The sequence below is a fragment of the Streptomyces capparidis genome, from assembly GCF_054782095.1.
In genome coordinates this window covers 125,990-142,766 of sequence record NZ_BAAGTD010000015.1, presented here as the reverse complement: position 1 = coordinate 142,766, position 16,777 = coordinate 125,990, and the positions used below count along the sequence as shown (strand labels likewise).

Annotated in this window: 16 protein-coding genes and 1 riboswitch; of the genes, 6 read left to right on the top strand and 10 right to left on the bottom strand. The window is 75.9% G+C overall.

Annotated elements, in window-relative coordinates; genetic code table 11:
• Nucleotides 1–38: 38 nt before the first annotated feature.
• The 5 genes from metF to ACYVO2_RS14950 all read right to left on the bottom strand — a co-directional run bounded on the left by metF (nt 39) and on the right by ACYVO2_RS14950 (nt 3,955).
• Complete coding sequence (gene metF / locus ACYVO2_RS14970; RefSeq protein ID WP_461008267.1) at nt 39–956, bottom strand: methylenetetrahydrofolate reductase [NAD(P)H]; 918 nt, start codon at nt 954–956, stop codon at nt 39–41.
• Between the two features lie 167 nt (nt 957–1,123).
• On the bottom strand, nt 1,124–1,786 hold the full coding sequence (gene thiE, locus ACYVO2_RS14965; RefSeq protein ID WP_461008266.1) for a thiamine phosphate synthase: 663 nt from the start codon (nt 1,784–1,786) through the stop codon (nt 1,124–1,126).
• The gene (locus ACYVO2_RS14960; protein WP_461008265.1) at nt 1,783–2,148 is read right to left on the bottom strand and encodes an Rv2175c family DNA-binding protein; all 366 of its coding nucleotides are present in this window, start codon (nt 2,146–2,148) and stop codon (nt 1,783–1,785) included. The genes thiE and ACYVO2_RS14960 overlap by 4 nt, the downstream gene beginning before the upstream one ends.
• A gap of 184 nt (nt 2,149–2,332) precedes the next feature.
• Complete coding sequence (locus ACYVO2_RS14955) at nt 2,333–3,523, bottom strand: NAD(P)/FAD-dependent oxidoreductase (RefSeq protein ID WP_461008264.1); 1,191 nt, start codon at nt 3,521–3,523, stop codon at nt 2,333–2,335.
• 75 nt (nt 3,524–3,598) lie between these two features.
• Nucleotides 3,599–3,955 carry a hypothetical protein gene (locus ACYVO2_RS14950; protein ID WP_461008263.1) on the bottom strand — a complete coding sequence of 119 codons (357 nt, stop codon included), beginning with the start codon at nt 3,953–3,955 and terminating at the stop codon, nt 3,599–3,601.
• Between the two features lie 48 nt (nt 3,956–4,003).
• Nucleotides 4,004–4,117, top strand: a riboswitch (TPP riboswitch).
• Here ACYVO2_RS14950 and thiO point away from each other — a divergent pair.
• The 5 genes from thiO (at nt 4,114) to ACYVO2_RS14925 (ending at nt 9,465) form a co-directional block, all read left to right on the top strand.
• Nucleotides 4,114–5,370 (top strand): glycine oxidase ThiO, encoded by a 1,257-nt coding sequence (gene thiO / locus ACYVO2_RS14945; protein WP_461008262.1) that lies wholly within the window; start codon nt 4,114–4,116, stop codon nt 5,368–5,370. Its footprint overlaps the riboswitch before it by 4 nt.
• Complete coding sequence (thiS, locus tag ACYVO2_RS14940; protein WP_461008261.1) at nt 5,367–5,585, top strand: sulfur carrier protein ThiS; 219 nt, start codon at nt 5,367–5,369, stop codon at nt 5,583–5,585. The genes thiO and thiS overlap by 4 nt, the downstream gene beginning before the upstream one ends.
• Nucleotides 5,586–5,593: 8 nt before the next feature.
• Entirely contained in the window at nt 5,594–6,388 is a 795-nt protein-coding gene (locus tag ACYVO2_RS14935) for a thiazole synthase (protein ID WP_461008260.1), read from the top strand.
• Between the two features lie 187 nt (nt 6,389–6,575).
• Nucleotides 6,576–8,558, top strand: a complete 1,983-nt coding sequence (gene pknB / locus ACYVO2_RS14930) for a Stk1 family PASTA domain-containing Ser/Thr kinase (protein WP_461008284.1) — start codon at nt 6,576–6,578, stop codon at nt 8,556–8,558.
• Nucleotides 8,559–8,604: 46 nt separating this feature from the next.
• The gene (locus ACYVO2_RS14925) at nt 8,605–9,465 is read left to right on the top strand and encodes a deoxyribonuclease IV (protein WP_461008259.1); all 861 of its coding nucleotides are present in this window, start codon (nt 8,605–8,607) and stop codon (nt 9,463–9,465) included.
• A 37-nt stretch (nt 9,466–9,502) separates the two neighbouring features.
• Here the strand turns inward: ACYVO2_RS14925 and ACYVO2_RS14920 are convergent, their stop codons facing one another.
• The 3 genes from ACYVO2_RS14920 to ACYVO2_RS14910 all read right to left on the bottom strand — a co-directional run bounded on the left by ACYVO2_RS14920 (nt 9,503) and on the right by ACYVO2_RS14910 (nt 12,825).
• Nucleotides 9,503–10,090: a TetR family transcriptional regulator gene (locus tag ACYVO2_RS14920; protein WP_461008258.1), complete on the bottom strand. Its 588-nt coding sequence runs from the start codon at nt 10,088–10,090 to the stop codon at nt 9,503–9,505.
• 26 nt (nt 10,091–10,116) lie between these two features.
• Nucleotides 10,117–11,121 (bottom strand): aldo/keto reductase, encoded by a 1,005-nt coding sequence (locus ACYVO2_RS14915; protein WP_461008257.1) that lies wholly within the window; start codon nt 11,119–11,121, stop codon nt 10,117–10,119.
• 231 nt (nt 11,122–11,352) lie between these two features.
• Complete coding sequence (locus tag ACYVO2_RS14910) at nt 11,353–12,825, bottom strand: aminotransferase-like domain-containing protein (RefSeq protein ID WP_461008256.1); 1,473 nt, start codon at nt 12,823–12,825, stop codon at nt 11,353–11,355.
• On the opposite strand from ACYVO2_RS14910, the gene ACYVO2_RS14905 reads away from it, so the two are divergent.
• Entirely contained in the window at nt 12,824–13,777 is a 954-nt protein-coding gene (locus ACYVO2_RS14905; protein ID WP_461008255.1) for a DMT family transporter, read from the top strand. The genes ACYVO2_RS14910 and ACYVO2_RS14905 overlap by 2 nt on opposite strands.
• 6 nt (nt 13,778–13,783) lie before the next feature.
• Here ACYVO2_RS14905 and ACYVO2_RS14900 read toward each other — a convergent pair whose 3' ends face one another.
• Nucleotides 13,784–15,301, bottom strand: a complete 1,518-nt coding sequence (locus ACYVO2_RS14900; protein WP_461008283.1) for a leucyl aminopeptidase — start codon at nt 15,299–15,301, stop codon at nt 13,784–13,786.
• 165 nt (nt 15,302–15,466) lie between these two features.
• Nucleotides 15,467–16,600 carry a cystathionine gamma-lyase gene (locus ACYVO2_RS14895; RefSeq protein WP_461008254.1) on the bottom strand — a complete coding sequence of 378 codons (1,134 nt, stop codon included), beginning with the start codon at nt 16,598–16,600 and terminating at the stop codon, nt 15,467–15,469.
• Nucleotides 16,601–16,777 lie beyond the last annotated feature (177 nt).

Below are 16,777 nucleotides of genomic sequence, written 5' to 3'. Positions count from 1 at the left end.
TGGCACAGTGGTACGGCGCCGGGGCTTCCATCGGACGGTCAGACCGGTTGGTGCAGCCCGAGGTTCTGGTAGATCTCCAGCGTCGCCGTCGAGTGGTTCAGGGTAATGAAATGGAGGCCAGGTGCGCCTTCCGCAAGGAGCCTCTCGGACATCTTTGTGGCGTACTCCACCCCGATCGCGCGCACCGTGGCCGGGTCGTCCTCGACCGTGCGCAGCCGCTCGGCCAGCGCCGGCGGGAAGGCGGCATTGCTGAGCTGCGCGAAGCGTTCGATCTGCCGGACGTTCGTCACCGGCATGATCTCCGGGATGATCGGGGTTTCGCAACCGGCGGCGGCCACCCGGTCCCGCAGCCGCAGGTAGTCCTCGACGTAGAAGAACATCTGGGTGAGCGCGTAGTCGGCGCCGGCCCGGCACTTGTCCACGAAGTGGCGGACGTCGCTCTCCCAGTCGTCGGAGCGCGGGTGCTTCTCGGGGAACGCGGCGACGCCGACGCAGAAGTCCCCGGACTCCTTGATCAGCCGCACCAGGTCGACCGCGTAGGTCAGGCCCTTCGGGTGCGGCACCCACCGGCCCTGCGGATCGCCGGGCGGGTCGCCGCGCAGCGCCAGCATGTTGCGGATCCCGGCGTCGGCGTACTGGCCGATGATGTTGCGCAGCTCCGCGATCGAGTGGTCCACGGCGGTCAGGTGCGCGACGGGGGTGAGGGTGGTCTCCGAGGCGATCCGCTCGGTCACGCGGACGGTGCGCTCGCGGGAGGAGCCGCCCGCGCCGTACGTCACGGAGACGAAGGTGGGAGACACCGCCTCGATGCGGCGGATCGCGTCCCACAGGCTCCGCTCGCCCTTGTCGGTCTTCGGCGGGAAGAACTCGAAGGAGTAGGAGCGGTGCCCGGAGGCGATCAGGTCGCGGATGAGAGCCGCGCGATCGGTGCGGGTGGAAGGTCTGCCCAAGGCCATGGCGGAAGGCTAACCAGCGGAGCGGACCAGCGAGAACTCCGCGAAGGCGCGGTCTCACCCTCCGAGAGCACGACTGGAGCGCGGCTCCACCGCCGCGTCAGCCGCGCCGGGGCCGGGGATGGCCGGATCCCGGCGGGCACGGCGCCCGCCGGGACCCGGCCCCCGGGCTACGCCCGCTCCCGCAGCCGCTTGGCGAACTCCGCCGCCGCGGCGCCCGGGTCGTCCGCCTCGGTGATCGCGCGGACGACGACGACCCGCCGCGCCCCGGCGTCCAGCACCTGCTCCAGGTTGCCCAGGTCGATGCCGCCGATGGCGAACCAGGGCCTGGCCGGGGCCAGGCCCGCGGTGTACCGCAGCAGGTCCGGGCCAGGGGCGGGGCGGCCGGGCTTGGTCGGGGTCGGCCACACCGGGCCGACGCAGAAGTAGTCCACGCCGGGTTCGGCCACGGCCGCGTCCACCTCCGCCCGGGCGTGGGTGGACCGGCCGATCAGCATCCCCTCCCCGACGACGGCCCGTGCGGCGGGCACCGGCAGGTCGCCCTGGCCGAGGTGGAGCACGTCGGGGCCCGCGGCGTGGGCGACGTCCGCCCGGTCGTTGACCGCGAGCAGCCTGCCGTGGCGGCGGGCGGCCTCGGCGAACACCTCCAGGTGCGCCAGCTCCTCGCGGGCCTCCATGCCCTTGTCGCGGAGCTGGACGATGTCCACCCCGGCGGCCAGGACGGCGTCGAGGAACTCTGGCAGGTCGCCCTGCCGGGTGCGGGCGTCGGTGCACAGGTAGAGCAGGGCGCCGGCGAGCCGTTCGCGCCGGGTGCCGGCCCTCCCGTCGCTCACAGGGCGAGCGCCTGGGCGCGGCGCTTCACCTCGGTGCCCCGGTTCTCCCGCAGGGCCCGCACGGGCGTTCCCGGGAGGGTGGGGTCCTCGGTGAACAGCCACTCCAGGGCCTCCTCGTCGCTGAACCCGTCGTCCTTGAGGAGGGTCAGCGTTCCGGTGAGGCCCTTGACGATCCTGCCTTCGCCGATGAACTCGGCGGGGACGTGCAGCGCGCGGTTCTCGCCCCGGCGCACGGCGATGAGCAGGCCTTCCTTGACCATTTGCCGCACCCTCGTCACCTCCACGTCCAGCCGCTCCGCGATGTCGGGGAGGGTCAGCCAGGAGCCCACGAGTGCGTCAAGCTTCGCGTCGATCTCGGTCACGAAACAAGCGTGCCATCCCGGTGGGACATCCGGGTACTCACGACCCCCGCCCGTCCGGGCGAGACGGAGGCGCGGGGACCGCGCGGGGCGCGGAAGGGGCACGACGGGAAGACGCGGCGCGCCGCCGCGGGGGCGGGGCGGGGGCCCCGCCCCGTTGCCGTGCCGCCGCCGGGGAGGCGGGGTCTCAGGCCACCGCGGACTTCAGGGGGACGGAGGCGTCGGCGAGGAGGGGCCGGGCCATCGCGGCGCCCTTCTCGATCAGCTTGCGGCCCTGCGCCAGGTCGCGGGGGCGGCCCACCGCCAGCAGGGCGGCCAGCACCCCGTCCCGCAGCCAGCACACCGACCACGCCGCCTCGCCCGGGTCGCCGCGCCACACCAGCTCGTCCGCCGCCGAGTGGTGCCCGGCGTACTGGACGAAGCGGCCGAACTGCTCCGACCAGAAGTACGGCACCGGGTCGTACGCCGTCTCGGCGCCGAGCACGTTCGCCGCCACCGCCTTGGGCCCCTGCACCGCGTTGTCCCAGTGGTGGACCAGCAGCCGGGTGCCGTACCTGGCCGAGGGGAAGGAGGCGCAGTCGCCGACGGCGAACACGTCGGGCGCGGTGGTGCGCAGCCGGTCGTCGGCGAGGACGGACCCGTCGGGCCCGAGCGCCACCCCCGAGCCCTCCAGCCAGGCGGTGGCGGGCCGCGCCCCGATGCCGACCACGACGGCGTCGGCGGGCAGCCGCCGCCCGTCGGCGAGCAGCACCGAGCCGACCTCGACGGACCGCACCGCCACCCCGGTGATCAGCTCCGCCCCGGCCTCGGCGTACCAGGGCCGCATCCGCTCCCCGACCTCACCGGGCAGCGCCCCGGCGAGCGGGGTCGGCGCCGCCTCCACGACGGTGACCGGGCACCCGGCCTGCCGCGCCGCCGTGGCGAACTCGGCCCCGATCCACCCGGCGCCCACCACCACGGCCCGGTCGCCCCGCTCCAGCACGGGCCGCAGCGCGACCGCGTCGTCGAGGGTGCGCAGCACATGGACGCCGGGCGCGGCCCCGCTGCCGGGCAGCAGCAGCGGCTCCGCTCCGGTGGCCACCACCAGGCGGTCGTACTCGACGGGGCCCGCGTCGGTGAGCAGGGTGTGCTCGGCGGGCCGCAGCTCCACGGCGCGGCGGCCGAGCAGCAGCTCCACGTCCAGGGCGGCGAAGTCCACGTCGAACGCGGAGCTCTCGGCGGTGCCGAGCAGCAGCCCCTTGGACAGCGGCGGCCGGTCGTACGGCGGGTGGGTCTCGTCACCGGCCAGGGTCAGCCGCCCGGTGAATCCCTGTTCGCGCAGGCACACCGCCGTCTGCACCCCGGCCATCCCGGCTCCGACCACCACGACCCGCCGCATCCGCACTCCTCGTCCAAGCCATCGACAGACACTTCCCAGCAACCGGGGGCCGCGGGTGCGCCGCCCTCGGGACGATCACCGGCAGTCGGCCGCCGCGTCCACCTGCTCCACGACGCTGGTGCCGCTGCCCTCCTGGGACTCCCACTCCCAGGTCTCCTCCAGCCGCAGCCTGCCGTCCGGGAGCTCCACCACGGTGCTCACGCAGTGCCCCGACGAGGTGCCCCCGTCGGTGCGCAGTTGCACGTAGCGGAAGTCGAGGCGGTCGCCCTGCCTGGTGCCCACCAGATACCCCCGCTCGATCGAGCCACCCTCGTACGAGGCCCAGATCCGCCCGTCCGCCTCCCGGTAGCGGAAGCGGGTGAGCGTGCCGACCTCACCGCCCTCGGGGTCGGCCACGGGGGCGAGGACGAGTCCGTCGAGTGAGCGGGTCACGGAGGGCTCCGGGGGTGCGGTCGGCGGCAGGGGCTAGGCTGGGCAGGGTAGAGCACACGCGGGAGCCCGGACTCGACCGGGCTGAGAGTGGGGCTGGGCGGCCCCTGACCGTACGAACCTGATCCGGGTCATGCCGGCGAAGGGAGGGCACGTTCGTCATGCGATCCTCCGGTGGGGCGCCGCACCCGGACGTGGTGGTGGTCGGCGGCGGGGTCGTCGGCCTGGTCACCGCGTGGCGGGCGGCACAGGGCGGCCTGCGGGTGGCGGTGGTGGACCCGGAGCCGGGCGGCGGCGCGGCGCGGGTCGCGGCGGGCATGCTGGCCCCGGTCACCGAACTCCAGTACGGGGAGCAGACGCTGCTGCGGCTGAACCTGGCGTCGGCGGAGCGCTTCCCCTCGTTCGTCGCCGAGCTGGAGGAGGCGTCCGGCTACGACTGCGCGTACCGGGCGTGCGGCACGCTGGCGGTGGCGCTGGACGCCGACGACCGGGCGGAGCTGCGGGAGCTGCACGCGTTCCAGACCTCCCTCGGCCTGTCCGCGCAGTGGCTGACCGGCCGCGAGTGCCGCCGCCTGGAGCCGATGCTGGCCCCGGGGGTGCGCGGCGGGCTGCGGGTGGACGGCGACCACCAGGTGGACCCCCGCAGGATGGCGCACGCCCTGGTGCTGGCCTGCGAGCGGGCCGGGGTGGAGCTGGTCCGCGCCGCGGCGGCCGGGGTGCGGGTGAGCGGGGACCGGGCCACGGGGGTGGTGCTCGCGGACGGCTCCGTGCTGGCCGCGGACCGCACCGTCGTGGCGGCGGGCAGCCGCAGCGACCGCCTGGCGGGGCTGCCCGCGGAGGTGGTGCCGCCGGTGCGCCCGGTGAAGGGGCAGGTGCTGCGGCTGCGGATCCCGGCGCCGTTCGCCCCGTTCCTGTCCCGCTCGGTGCGGGCGGTGGTGCGCGGCGGGCACGTCTACCTGGTGCCGCGGGCCGACGGGGAGCTGGTGATCGGGGCGACCTCCGAGGAGCTGGGGGACGACACCACGGTCACCGCGGGCGGCGTGTACGAGCTGCTGCGCGACGCGCACGAGCTGGTGCCCGGCATCACGGAGCTGCCGCTGGCCGAGACCTGCGCGGGCCTGCGGCCGGGCTCCCCCGACAACGCCCCGCTGCTCGGGCCGACCGCGCTGCCGGGGCTGCTGCTGGCCACCGGGCACCACCGCAACGGCATCCTGCTGACCCCGGTCACCGGAGACGTGATGGCCCGGATCCTCACCACCGGCGAGGTGCCCGAGCTGGCCCGCCCCTTCTCCCCCGGGCGCTTCCCCGCCGCCGTCCCCCGCCGGGCGGAGCGCGCGCCCGCCCGGGCGGGGCACGCCGCGGGGCGGGCCCCCGAGCAGTCCGACGCGCATTCCGACGAGCGGAAGGTTGCCCCATGACCTCGACCGTCACCGTGTCCGTCTCCGTCAACGGAGAGCCCCGCGACGTCCCCGGGGGCACCACCCTCGACCGGCTCGTCGCCGCACTGACCACGGCGCCGTCCGGCGTCGCCGCCGCCGTCAACGAGGCCGTGGTGCCCCGGGGCCGGTGGGCGGCGACGACCCTGCGGGACGGCGACCGCGTCGAGGTCCTCACCGCGGTCCAGGGAGGCTGAGCACCACCATGGCGGACGACCCGCTGACCATCGCAGGCACCACCTTCGCCTCCCGGCTGATCATGGGCACGGGCGGCGCGCCCAGCCTGGACGTGCTGGAGCGCGCGCTGCTGGCCTCCGGCACCGAGCTGACCACCGTCGCCATGCGCCGGGTGGACCCCACCGTCAAGGGCTCGGTGCTCGGGGTGCTGCGGCGCAACGGCATCCAGGTGCTGCCCAACACCGCCGGGTGCTTCACCGCGGGCGAGGCCGTGCTGACGGCGCGGCTGGCCCGGGAGGCGCTGGGCACCGACTGGGTGAAGCTGGAGGTCGTCGCGGACGAGCGCACCCTGCTGCCGGACCCGGTGGAGCTGCTGGACGCGGCGGAGACGCTGGTGGACGACGGGTTCACCGTGCTGCCGTACACCAACGACGACCCGGTGCTGGCGCGGAAACTGGAGGACGTGGGCTGCGCCGCGGTGATGCCGCTGGGCTCCCCGATCGGCTCGGGGCTCGGCATCCGCAACCCGCACAACTTCCAGTTGATCGTGGAGCGCGCCGGCGTCCCGGTGATCCTGGACGCCGGGGCGGGCACCGCGTCCGACGTGGCGTTCGCGATGGAGCTGGGCTGCGACGCGGTGATGCTGGCGTCCGCGGTCACCCGCGCCCAGGAGCCGGTGCTGATGGCGGAGGCGATGCGGCACGCCGTGGACGCGGGCCGGCTGGCGCGGCGCGCGGGCCGGATTCCCCGCCGCCACCACGCGGAGGCGTCCTCCCCGGTGGCGGGCCTGGCCCACCTGGACCCGGAGCGGCCGGCGTTCTGAGGGCGGGCCCGGCCGGGCTCTCCCCCCGGACACCGGCGCGCGCGGAGCACTGACTTCGCCGCGCCCCGACACGGTGTGACCGCAACGGCGACGTCACGGTTCCGGCACAGATCACCGACCTGCCCCGCGAGCCCCTGCGGCGCGGCGTGCCGGGAACCCCCCGGCTCGTAGACTCCGTGACGTGGATATGACGGCGCAGGACCCGTCTCCCTCCTTCGGCGGCGGGGGAGACCCGCTCGTCGGGCGGACGCTCGACGGGCGCTACCGGGTCGAGGGGCGGATCGCCGGCGGAGGCATGGCCACGGTCTACCGGGCCGTCGACACACGCCTGGACCGGGTGCTGGCGCTGAAGGTGATGCACCCGCAGTTGGCCGCGGAGCCTGGCTTCGTGGAGCGGTTCATCCGCGAGGCGAAGGCCGTCGCCCGCCTGTCCCACCCGAACGTCGTCGGCGTCCACGACCAGGGCACGGACGGCGAATGGGTGTTCCTGGCGATGGAGTACGTCTCCGGGTGCACGCTGCGCGACGTGCTGCGCGGCCGCGGCGCCCTGCACCCGCGGGCCGCGCTGGACATCCTCGAGCCGGTGCTCGCCGCCCTCGGCGCCGCGCACCGCTCCGGTCTGGTGCACCGTGACGTGAAGCCGGAGAACGTCCTGATCGGCGACGACGGGCGGGTGAAGGTCGCCGACTTCGGCCTGGTGCGGGCGGTGGGCACGATCACGTCCACCTCCGCGGAGACCGTGATCGGCTCCGTGCCCTACCTGTCCCCCGAGCAGATCCAGCAGCGCACCGTGGACGCCCGCACGGACGTGTACGCGTGCGGGGTGCTGCTGTACGAGATGCTCACCGGCTCCCGGCCGCACGACGGCGAGCACGCCATGCAGGTGATGTACAAGCACGTCAACGAGGACGTGCCCGCGCCGTCGGCGAAGGTGCCGGGGCTCGCCGCCGAGCTGGACGGCCTGGTGGCCCGGTCCACCGCCCGCGAGCCGGGGCGGCGCCCGAAGGACGCGGCCGAGATGCTGCTGCTCCTGCGCGCGACCCGCCGGGCCCTCACCGACGAGGAGCTGGACGTCGAGCCGCCCGCCACCGCCGTGGCCACCGCCGTCGTGGGCGCCGGGGAGGAAGCGGCCCGCACCACCCGGCTGCGCCGCCCGGCCGGGGACGCGCTGAACCGCACCTCCAGGCTCCAGCTCCCGCCGGAGCCGGCCGGCCCCGGGACCCCGCCCGCCGACCCTCCCGCGGGGCCGCCGCCCGTGTCGTGGCTGCGGCGGCCGTGGCTGCGGCCGGGGCGCGCGGCGCTGACGATCACGGCGGTGGTGGCCGTGGTGGCGGGCGTCGCCGCGCTGGTGTGGTTCGTCGGCCTGGGCCGCTACACCACCACCCCGAGCCTGCTGGGCAAGTCCAAGGCGACCGCCGAGCACCAACTGGAGCAGGACGGGCTGAAGGCGCGGATCACGGAGGTGTTCAGCGAGAGCATCCCCGTGGACAAGGTCGTCTCCACGGACCCGGCGCAGGGCGAGCGGATCCGCGAGGGCGGCACGGTCACGGTGGCCGTGTCCAAGGGGCCGGAGCGCCTCGCGGTGCCCGCGGTGAAGGGCGAGAAGCGCAAGGACGCGGAGCGGCTGATCGAGGAGGCCCGGCTGACGGTCGGCACCGCCAAGCTGGCGTTCAGCGAGGAGGTGGACGAGGGCCGGGTGATCCGCACCGACCCGGCGGCGGGCAGCCGGGTCAAGCCGGACGCCCCGGTGTCGCTGGTGATCAGCAAGGGCCGCCCGGTGGACGTGCCGGACCTGGTCGGGCTCACGCTGGACGAGGCGCAGGACGAGCTGTCGGCGGCGGGGCTGGAGATGCGGACGTCCTCGCGGAAGGTGTTCTCCGACGAGGTGGACGAGGGCTCGGTGGTCCTCCAGTCGCCCGGCGAGGGGCGCCGGCTGGCCAAGGGCGCGCAGGTGACCGTGACGCTGTCCAAGGGGCCGCAGTTGTTCGAGGTGCCGGACGTGAAGGGCAAGAAGGAGGGCGAGGCCCGCGAGATCCTCGAGGAGGCGGGCTTCGAGGTGGACGTGTTCGACGCGCTGCCGGTGTTCGGCGACAACAAGGTGTGGCGGCAGTCGCCGGGCGGGGGCTCCCAGAAGCCCAAGGGCACCACGATCGACCTGACCGTGCGGTGAGGCCGCCGGTGCGGGGTCGCGGCGCCGATCTGGCATCCTCGGAGCGGTGAGCACCGAGCACCTCCGCAACCCCGTCGGCGGCCATGTCCCCGTGGCCGGCGGCCTGGCCGCCACCGGCCTGTCCTACGCCGACGCCGTCGCCGCCGAGGCCGTCCAGGTCTTCGTCGCCAACCCGCGCGGCTGGGCGACCCCGCCCGGCGACCCCCGCCAGGACGCGCTGTTCCGCGAGCGGGGCGTCCCCGCGTACGTCCACGCCCCCTACCTGATCAACTTCGGCTCCCACACCCCGGAGACGGTCACCCGCTCGGTGGAGTCGCTGCGCCACTCGCTGCTGCGGGCCCGGGACATCGGGGCGGCCGGGGTGGTCGTGCACACCGGCTCGGCCACCGGGGGCGTGCCGAGGCAGGCGGCGCTGGAGCAGGTGGGGCGGCATCTGCTGCCGCTGGTGCGGGAGGTGCTGGAGGAGGACGGCGCGCCGTGGCTGCTGCTGGAGCCCACCGCGGGGCAGGGCGCCTCGCTGTGCTCCCGGGTGGAGGAGCTGGGCCCGTACCTCGACGTCCTGGACCGGCACCCGAGGGTCGGGGTGTGTCTGGACACCTGCCACGCGTTCGCGGCCGGGCACGACCTGGCGGCGCCGGGCGGGGTGAAGGAGACGCTGGACGCGCTGGTGGCCGCGGTCGGGGAGGGCCGGCTGAAGCTGATCCACGCCAACGACTCCAAGGACGTGGCGGGGGCGCGGAAGGACCGCCACGAGAACATCGGCGCCGGCCACATCGGCGGCGCCGCGTTCGCCGACCTGTTCGCCCACCCCGCCACCGAGGGCGTGCCGCTGACCATCGAGACCCCGGGCCCGAAGGAGCGGCACGCCGCCGACATCGCCACCCTCAAGCGGCTGCGCCTGCCGTGAGGGGCGAGGGCCCGGCCCCGCCGCGGCGGGGCCGGGCCTACCGGCGCAGCGCCCGCACGAGCAGGTTCAGCAGGGCGGTGAAGTCCGCGTCGACGCCGGGGGTGTGCCAGTCCTGGGAGTGGGCGGGGTGGTGGTAGCGGTCGGTGGCGTCGAAGACCGCGCGCGCGGTGGCCTCGGTGTCGGCGAACACGGCGAACGCGCCCTGCTGCGCCCCCTCCCGGATGATCGCCGCGAGCTGCCCGACGAGGGCGGCCCGGTGCCGGTCCACCACCGTGCTGCTCTCGCCGACCAGCACCATGTACGTGGCGAACAGCTCCGGGTCGTCCCCGACCAGGCGCCGCTTGGCGGCGAACAGCTCCGTCAGCCAGCGCCGCAGCCGCCGCTCCGGCTCCCCGGGCCCCGCCGCGACGCCCCCGAGGGACGTCACGGTCCGCTCCAGCCAGCGCTGGGTGACCGCCTCGCGCAGCGCCGCCTTGGTGCGGAAGTGGCGGTAGACGCTGCCGTGGCTCACGCCGAGCGCGCGGGCCACGTCCACCACGGTGGCCTTGGCGGGGCCGTGGCGGCGCAGCACCTCCTCGGTCGCCTCGAGGATGCGCTCGGCGGTCAGCGGCTCGGTCGTGGCCATGGGGATGACCGTACCCGGCGCCGCGGTCAGCGCTCGCTGTCGAGAAGCGCCATCTGGTCCTCCGGGTAGCGGTCGCCCGCGGCGGCCCCGGCCGGCACGGCCTCCTCGACGGCGGCGAAGTCGGCGTCCTCCAGCGTGACCTCCAGGGCGCCGAGCGCCTCGCTCAGCCGGTCGCGGCGGCGGGCCCCGACCAGCGGCACGATGTCCTCGCCGCGGGAGAGCACCCAGGCGATGGCGATCTGGGCGACGGTGACGCCCTTGCGCTCGGCGATGCCGCGCAGCGCGTCGGCGAGGTCCAGGTTGCGCTGGAGGTTCTCGCCCTGGAAGCGCGGCGAGTGGGAGCGGAAGTCGTCGGCACCCAACTGCCGGTCCCGGCCGAAGTGGCCGGAGAGGAGGCCGCGGGAGAGCACGCCGTAGGCGGTGACGGCGATGCCGAGCTCCCGGGTGGCGGGCAGGATCCGCTTCTCGATGCCGCGGTCGAACAGCGAGTACTCGATCTGCACGTCCACGATCGGCGCGGTGGCGGCGGCGCGGCGGATGGTGTCGGCGCCGACCTCGGACAGGCCGATGTGGCGCACGTGCCCGGCCTCGACGAGTTCGGCGATGGCGCCGACGGTCTCCTCGATGGGCACCTGGGGGTCGACCCGGGCGATCCGGTAGACGTCGATGTGGTCGACGCCGAGCCGCTGGAGGGAGTACGCGGCGAAGTTCTTCACGGCGGCGGGGCGGCCGTCGAAGCCGACGAACTCGCCGTCGGGGTCGCGCAGCGCGCCGAACTTGACGCTGGTGAGGGCCTGTTCGCGGCGGCCCGCGGGGGCGGTGCGCAGGGCCTCGGCGATGAGCAGCTCGTTGTGGCCCATGCCGTAGAAGTCACCGGTGTCGAGCAGGGTGACGCCCGCGTCGAGGGCGGCGTGGATGGTCGCGAGGGATTCGGCGCGGTCGGCCTCGCCGTAGAGCGCCGACATGCCCATGCAGCCGAGGCCGAGGGCGAAGACGTCGGGGCCGGTCTTCCCTAACCGACGGGTGTGCATGTGGTTCCTCCCTGGAAGTGGGTGCGGGCGGGGCCGGGCGCCCCCGCGCACGCGGCGTTGGCGGTGCGGCGTTCACCCTGTCAGGACAGGTGACAGATATCAATACTTGTCACTCCATGAAGGCGCCATGAGCACCTCGTGACAGGTTCACGCCCCACTTCCGGCCGCGTCCCATTTCGGCCGCGCCCGCTTCCGGCCGGGATCCGCTTCCGGCCGGGGGCCGGGGCCCCGTCACGGCACGAGCCCCAGCCCCTCGTACGCCCGCCGCAGCCGCGCCACCCCCTCCGCGATCTCCGCGGTGCCGGCCGCGCTGACGTAGCTCACCCGCAGCCGCGGCCCCGGCGGCTCGGCCGCGAAGTACGCCGTGCCCGGGGTGACCGCCACCCCGGCGCGCACCGCCGCCGCCCCGAGCCGCGCCTCGTCGGCGCCCGGGGGCAGCTTCAGCCACAGGTGGTACCCGCCGACGGGGACGGTCGCGGGCAGCAGCCCCGGCAGGTGGTGGCGCAGCGCCGTCACGGCGGCCTCCCGGCGCTCCAGCAGCGCCTCGGAGATGGTGCGCAGATGCCGCCCCCACGAGGGCGCGCCGACCAGTTCCAGCGCGGTCTCCTGGAGCGGGCGGGGCACGAACAGGCTGTCCACCACCTGGGTGGCGCGCAGCCGCTCCAGGGCGGGCCCGCGCGCGGCGAGCGCGCCGATCCGCAGGCTGGGCGAGGTGGCCTTGGTCAGCGAGCGCACGTGCACGACGACCCCGTCGGCGGAGTCGGCGGCGAGCGGCGGCGGGACGGCGGACGGGACCGCGGAGGCGTCGGCGTGCACCAGGCGGCGGGCGAAGTCGTCCTCCACCACGAAGGCGCCCGCGGCCCGCGCGATCCGCAGCACCTCGGCGCGGCGCCGGGGCGAGAGCACCACTCCGGTCGGGTTCTGGAACAGCGGCTGGCAGACGAACAGCCGGGAGCCGGTGGACCGGAAGGCGTGCTCGAGCAGGTCGGTGCGCACGCCCTCGCCGTCCACGGGCACGGGGACGGGCCGCAGCCCCCAGGCGCGGGCGGCGGCGAGCGTGCCCGGGTAGGTCGGTGACTCCACCAGCACCGGCGCCCCGGGCGCGGCCAGCGAGCGCAGCGCGGTGGACAGCGCGTTCTGCCCGCCCGCGGTGATCAGCACGTCGGAGGTGCTGAGCACCCCGCCCGGGCCGCCGATGTCCCGGGCGAACCAGGCCCGCAGCTCGGTGAGGCCCTCCACGGGCGGGCGGGCCCAGGTGCCGGGGCGGCGGCCGGCCCTGGCCAGCGCCGCGCCGAGGGCCCGCTCGGGCTGGAGGCTGGGGTGGAGGTAGCCGCCGCCGAGGTCGATGACGTCCACGGGCGGGACGGTGAGGGTGGCCAGCACCCCGGAGGCGTCGACGCTGCGCGGCCCGGCCTCCCCCGCGGCGGTGCCGGACTCGGCGCTGAGCGCCACCTCCTGCCAGGAGACGTCGCCCACCGGTCCGGCGCCGGCGCGCGGCGCGGCCCGGTACACGCCGGAGCCGGGCCTGGGGACGACCAGGCCCTCGGTGGCGAGCTGGGCGATGGCCCGGGAGACGGTGACGGGGCTGACGCGGTGCCGTCTGACCAGCTCCCGACTGGACGGCAGCTTCTCCCCCACCGGGTAGCGGTCCAGCTCCTGCTTCAGGATGGCGGCCAGTTCGGCTACGCTGCTACGCTCGTACATGACGGCACAAGATAGCGCTATCGAGCCCCTTCCGATAGCGCAGCACCCCTCCCCTTCTGCCTCCTCCTCTGCCTCCCCCGCCGCCGCCTCCGGGGCCCGCGGCGGCACGCTGCCGGCCGCGCTCGGCGTGATCGCGTTCTCCTTCAGCTTCCCCGGCACGGTCTGGGCGCTGGACGGCCTCGGGCCGTGGACGGTGACGGGGCTGCGCGGGGTGCTCGCGGCGCTGCTGGCCGGGGCGTGCCTGGCCGCCTGCCGGGTGCCGCTGCCCGCGCGGCGGGACTGGCCGGCGCTGCTCACCGTGGCGGGCGGCTGCGTCGTCGGGTTCCCGCTGCTGAGCACCCTGGCCCTGCGGACGTCGTCCACGGCCCACTCCGCGGTGGTCATCGGCGCGCTGCCGCTGGCCACGGCCGCCCTGTCCGCGGCGCTGACCGGCACCCGCCCGTCCCGGGTGTTCTGGGGCGCCGCGCTGACGGGCGCCGCGGCCGTGGCGGGGTTCACCCTCCAGCAGAGCGGCGGCGCGCCGACCACGGCGGACCTGTACCTGTTCGGGGCGCTGCTGGTGTGCGCGGCCGGGTACGCCGAGGGCGGGCGGCTGTCGAAGCGGATGCCGGGCTGGCAGGTGATCGCCTGGGGCGTGGTGGCGGCGCTGCCGGTGATGGTGCCGACGGCGGTGCTCGGCCTGGCCGCGGAGCCGGCGCGGCTGACCGGGGAGTCGGTGCTGGGGCTCGTCTATGTGGCGGCGGTGTCGCAGTTCCTCGGGTTCGTCGTCTGGTACCGGGGCATGGCGGCCATCGGCGTGGCCAGGGCCAGCCAGCTCCAACTGGCCCAGCCGCTGGTGACGCTGGTGTGGGCGGTGCTGCTGATGGGCGAGCGGCTCACCTGGGCGGCGCCGGTGACCGCGCTGCTGGTGCTGGCCTGCATCGCGGTGACGCAGCGGGCGAGGGCGGCCTGACGGGGCTCAGCGCGCCCCCGCCGCCCACTCCGCCGCCGCCCGCTCGGCGAGCCGGACCAGGGTGGCGACGCCCGCCCCGGTGCCGCCCCTGGGCAGGTGGCCGCGCTCCCGGTCCGGGTTGTACGCCGGGCCCGCGATGTCCAGGTGCGCCCACGGCACCCCGGCGGGCGCGAACCGGCGCAGGAAATGCCCCGCGATCAGCGCCGACGCCGCCTTGCCACGGGTGCCCGCGGCCCCGGTGTTGGCCAGGTCCGCCACGTCGGAGTCCAGGGCGGCGCGCAGCTCGGGCGGCAGCGGCAGCGGCCAGGACGGCTCGCCCGCCTCGCCCGCGGCGGCGTGGACGGCGTCGCGGAACGCGTCGTCGCTGCCCATGATCCCGAACGTGTCCCGGCCCAGGGCGACCATGACCGCGCCGGTCAGCGTGGCCACGTCCACCAGGGCCCGCGGCCGCTCCTCGGCGGCCCTTGCCATGGCGTCGGCGAGCACCAGGCGGCCCTCGGCGTCGGTGTTGCGCACCTCCACGGTGGTGCCCGCGTACATGCGCAGCACGTCGCCGGGGCGGGTGGCGGTGCCGGACGGCATGTTCTCGGCCAGCGCCAGCCAGCCGGTGACGTTGACCGGCAGGCCGAGCCCGGCCACGGCCAGGACGGCGCACAGCACGGCGGCGGCGCCCGCCATGTCGTACTTCATGGTCTCGTTCTGGCCGACCCGCTTGAGGGAGATGCCGCCGGAGTCGTAGGTGATGCCCTTGCCGACGAACGCCAGCGCGCTCCGCCGCCCCGGGTGGGGCGCGTACCCCAGCCGGACCAGGCGCGGCGGCGCGGCCGAGCCCCGGCCGACGCCGACGATGCCGCCGTAGCCGCCGTCGGCGAGCGCGCGCTCGTCCAGCACCGCCACGTCCACCCCGCACCCGGCGCCCGCGGCCTCGGCCAGCGCGGCGAACACCGGCGGGGTGAGCGCGCCCGGCGGGGCGTTGACCAGGTCGCGGGCCCGGTTCACCTCGGCCGCCACCACGGCGGCCCGCGCCGCGGCCGCCGCGAACGCCTCCTCGCCCGACCGCTCGCACACCACGAGCACCTCGCCCGGCGGCGGCCCGGCCGCGGGCCCGGTGCGGTAGGCGGTGAACGCGTAGCCGCCGAGCAGCGCTCCCTGCGCGACGGCGTCCACGGCGGCGGGGTCGCCGCACGGCAGCAGCAGGGCGACGGTGCCCCGCCCGGCCAGCGCCCGCGCCGCGGTCCCGGCCGCCCGCCGCAGCGCCTCGGGCCCGTGCCCGGGGCCGAGCCCCGCCGCCGCCACGACCGGCGCGGGCAGGCCGGGCGGCGACGGCAGCAGGTGCAGCTCGTCCTCCTCGCCGCGCGCCCCGAGCGCCGTGAGCACCGCGGCGAGGTGCCCGCCGAACGCCCGGTCCACGTCCTGCCCTCCGGGCGCGACGACCGGGCCGCGCCCGCCCGCGGTCACCCCCACCACCAGCGCGTCCGCCCGCGGCGGGCCCCCGGCGGAGGGGACCAGCCGCAGGGCGGGCACGGCGGTCAGCGCGGTAGTGCTCACGACCGGCAGCGGTAATTCCACCGCACTCCCCTTCTCTCCACCTGCTCTTCCTGGGTCATCCCTGGTCTTCCCTGGTCTTCCTGCCCTTGCTCGTCCCTGCTCCTTCCCGCCCGTTCCCGCCCGTTCCCGCGCGCCCCGGCCCTACCGGGCCGCGTCCAGGGCCCGGGTCACGTCGGCCACGATGTCGTCGGCGTCCTCCACGCCGGCCGAGAAGCGGATGAACCCCTCCGGCACGTCGTCGCCGCCCCAGCGGCCCCGGCGCTCGGCCGTGGACAGCACGCCGCCGAAGCTGGTGGCCTCGCCGACCAGGCGCAGCCCGGACAGGAAGCGCTCGGCGTGCTCCCGGTCGGGCAGGGTGAAGGAGACGACCGGGCCGTAGCGGCGCATCTGCGCGGAGGCCAGGGCGTGGGACGGGTCGTCGGGCAGGCCCGGGTGGCGCAGCCCCGTCACCTCGGGCCGCTCCCGCAGCGCCCGGGCCAGCGCCAGCGCGTTGTCGGCCTGGCGGTCCAGGCGCAGGTGCAGGGTGGCCAGGGAGCGGTGGGCCAGCCACGCCTCCATGGGCCCGGGGATGGAACCGGCGGTCTTGCGCCACAGCCGGACCGTCCGGGCGTGCTCCTCGTCGCGGCAACTCACATAGCCGAGCAGGAGGTCGGCGTGGCCGGACAGCGACTTGGTGCAACTGGCCAGGGATATGTCCGCGCCCAGTTCCAGCGGGCGCTGCCCCAGCGGCGTGGCCAGCGTGTTGTCCACGACGACGATCGCCCCGGCGGCGTGCGCGGCCTCCGCGAGACGGCGGATGTCGCACACGTCAAGACCGGGGTTGGACGGTGTCTCGATCCACAGCATCCGGGCGCCTTCGAGCACCTCGAGCTGGGCGTCGTCCGCGGTGGGCGCCGACCGTACGGTGACCCCGTTCACCTCCAGCCGCTCCCGCGCCAGCGCCAGGCCCTGGTAGCCGTCGGACGGCAGCACCACGGTCTCCCCCGGCCGCACCAGCGACAGCAGCACCGCGGAGACGGCGGCCATGCCCGAGGCGAAGGCGACGGTGTGCGCCTCCCCGTGCGGCGCCTCCAACTGGGAGTACGCCTGTTCGAGCAGCGTCCAGGTCGGGTTGCCGTCGCGGCCGTAGGTGTACGGTCCGACGGGCTCGCCCGGAAGGTGGAAGTGCGAGGCGAACACCGGCCCCGGCAGCGCGGGGGCGTACGGCTCCGCCGGGGGGCGCCCGGCGTGCACGGAGCGGGTTCCCTCGCCGTACCGGGCGAGACTTTCGGCCATGCTTTCCTCCCGAGGGATGGGGCCCGGGGTGGGTCCAATTCCGGCCAGTCAACCACATCCGTCAACCGCGTTTGACGGCCGGAAATCGGCGGGGAAGGCCCGGGGCACCGCTATCCTCTATTGCCGGATAGCGCTTTCCACGGCACTCTGAACCCACGCCCCGGCCGCTTTGTGCAT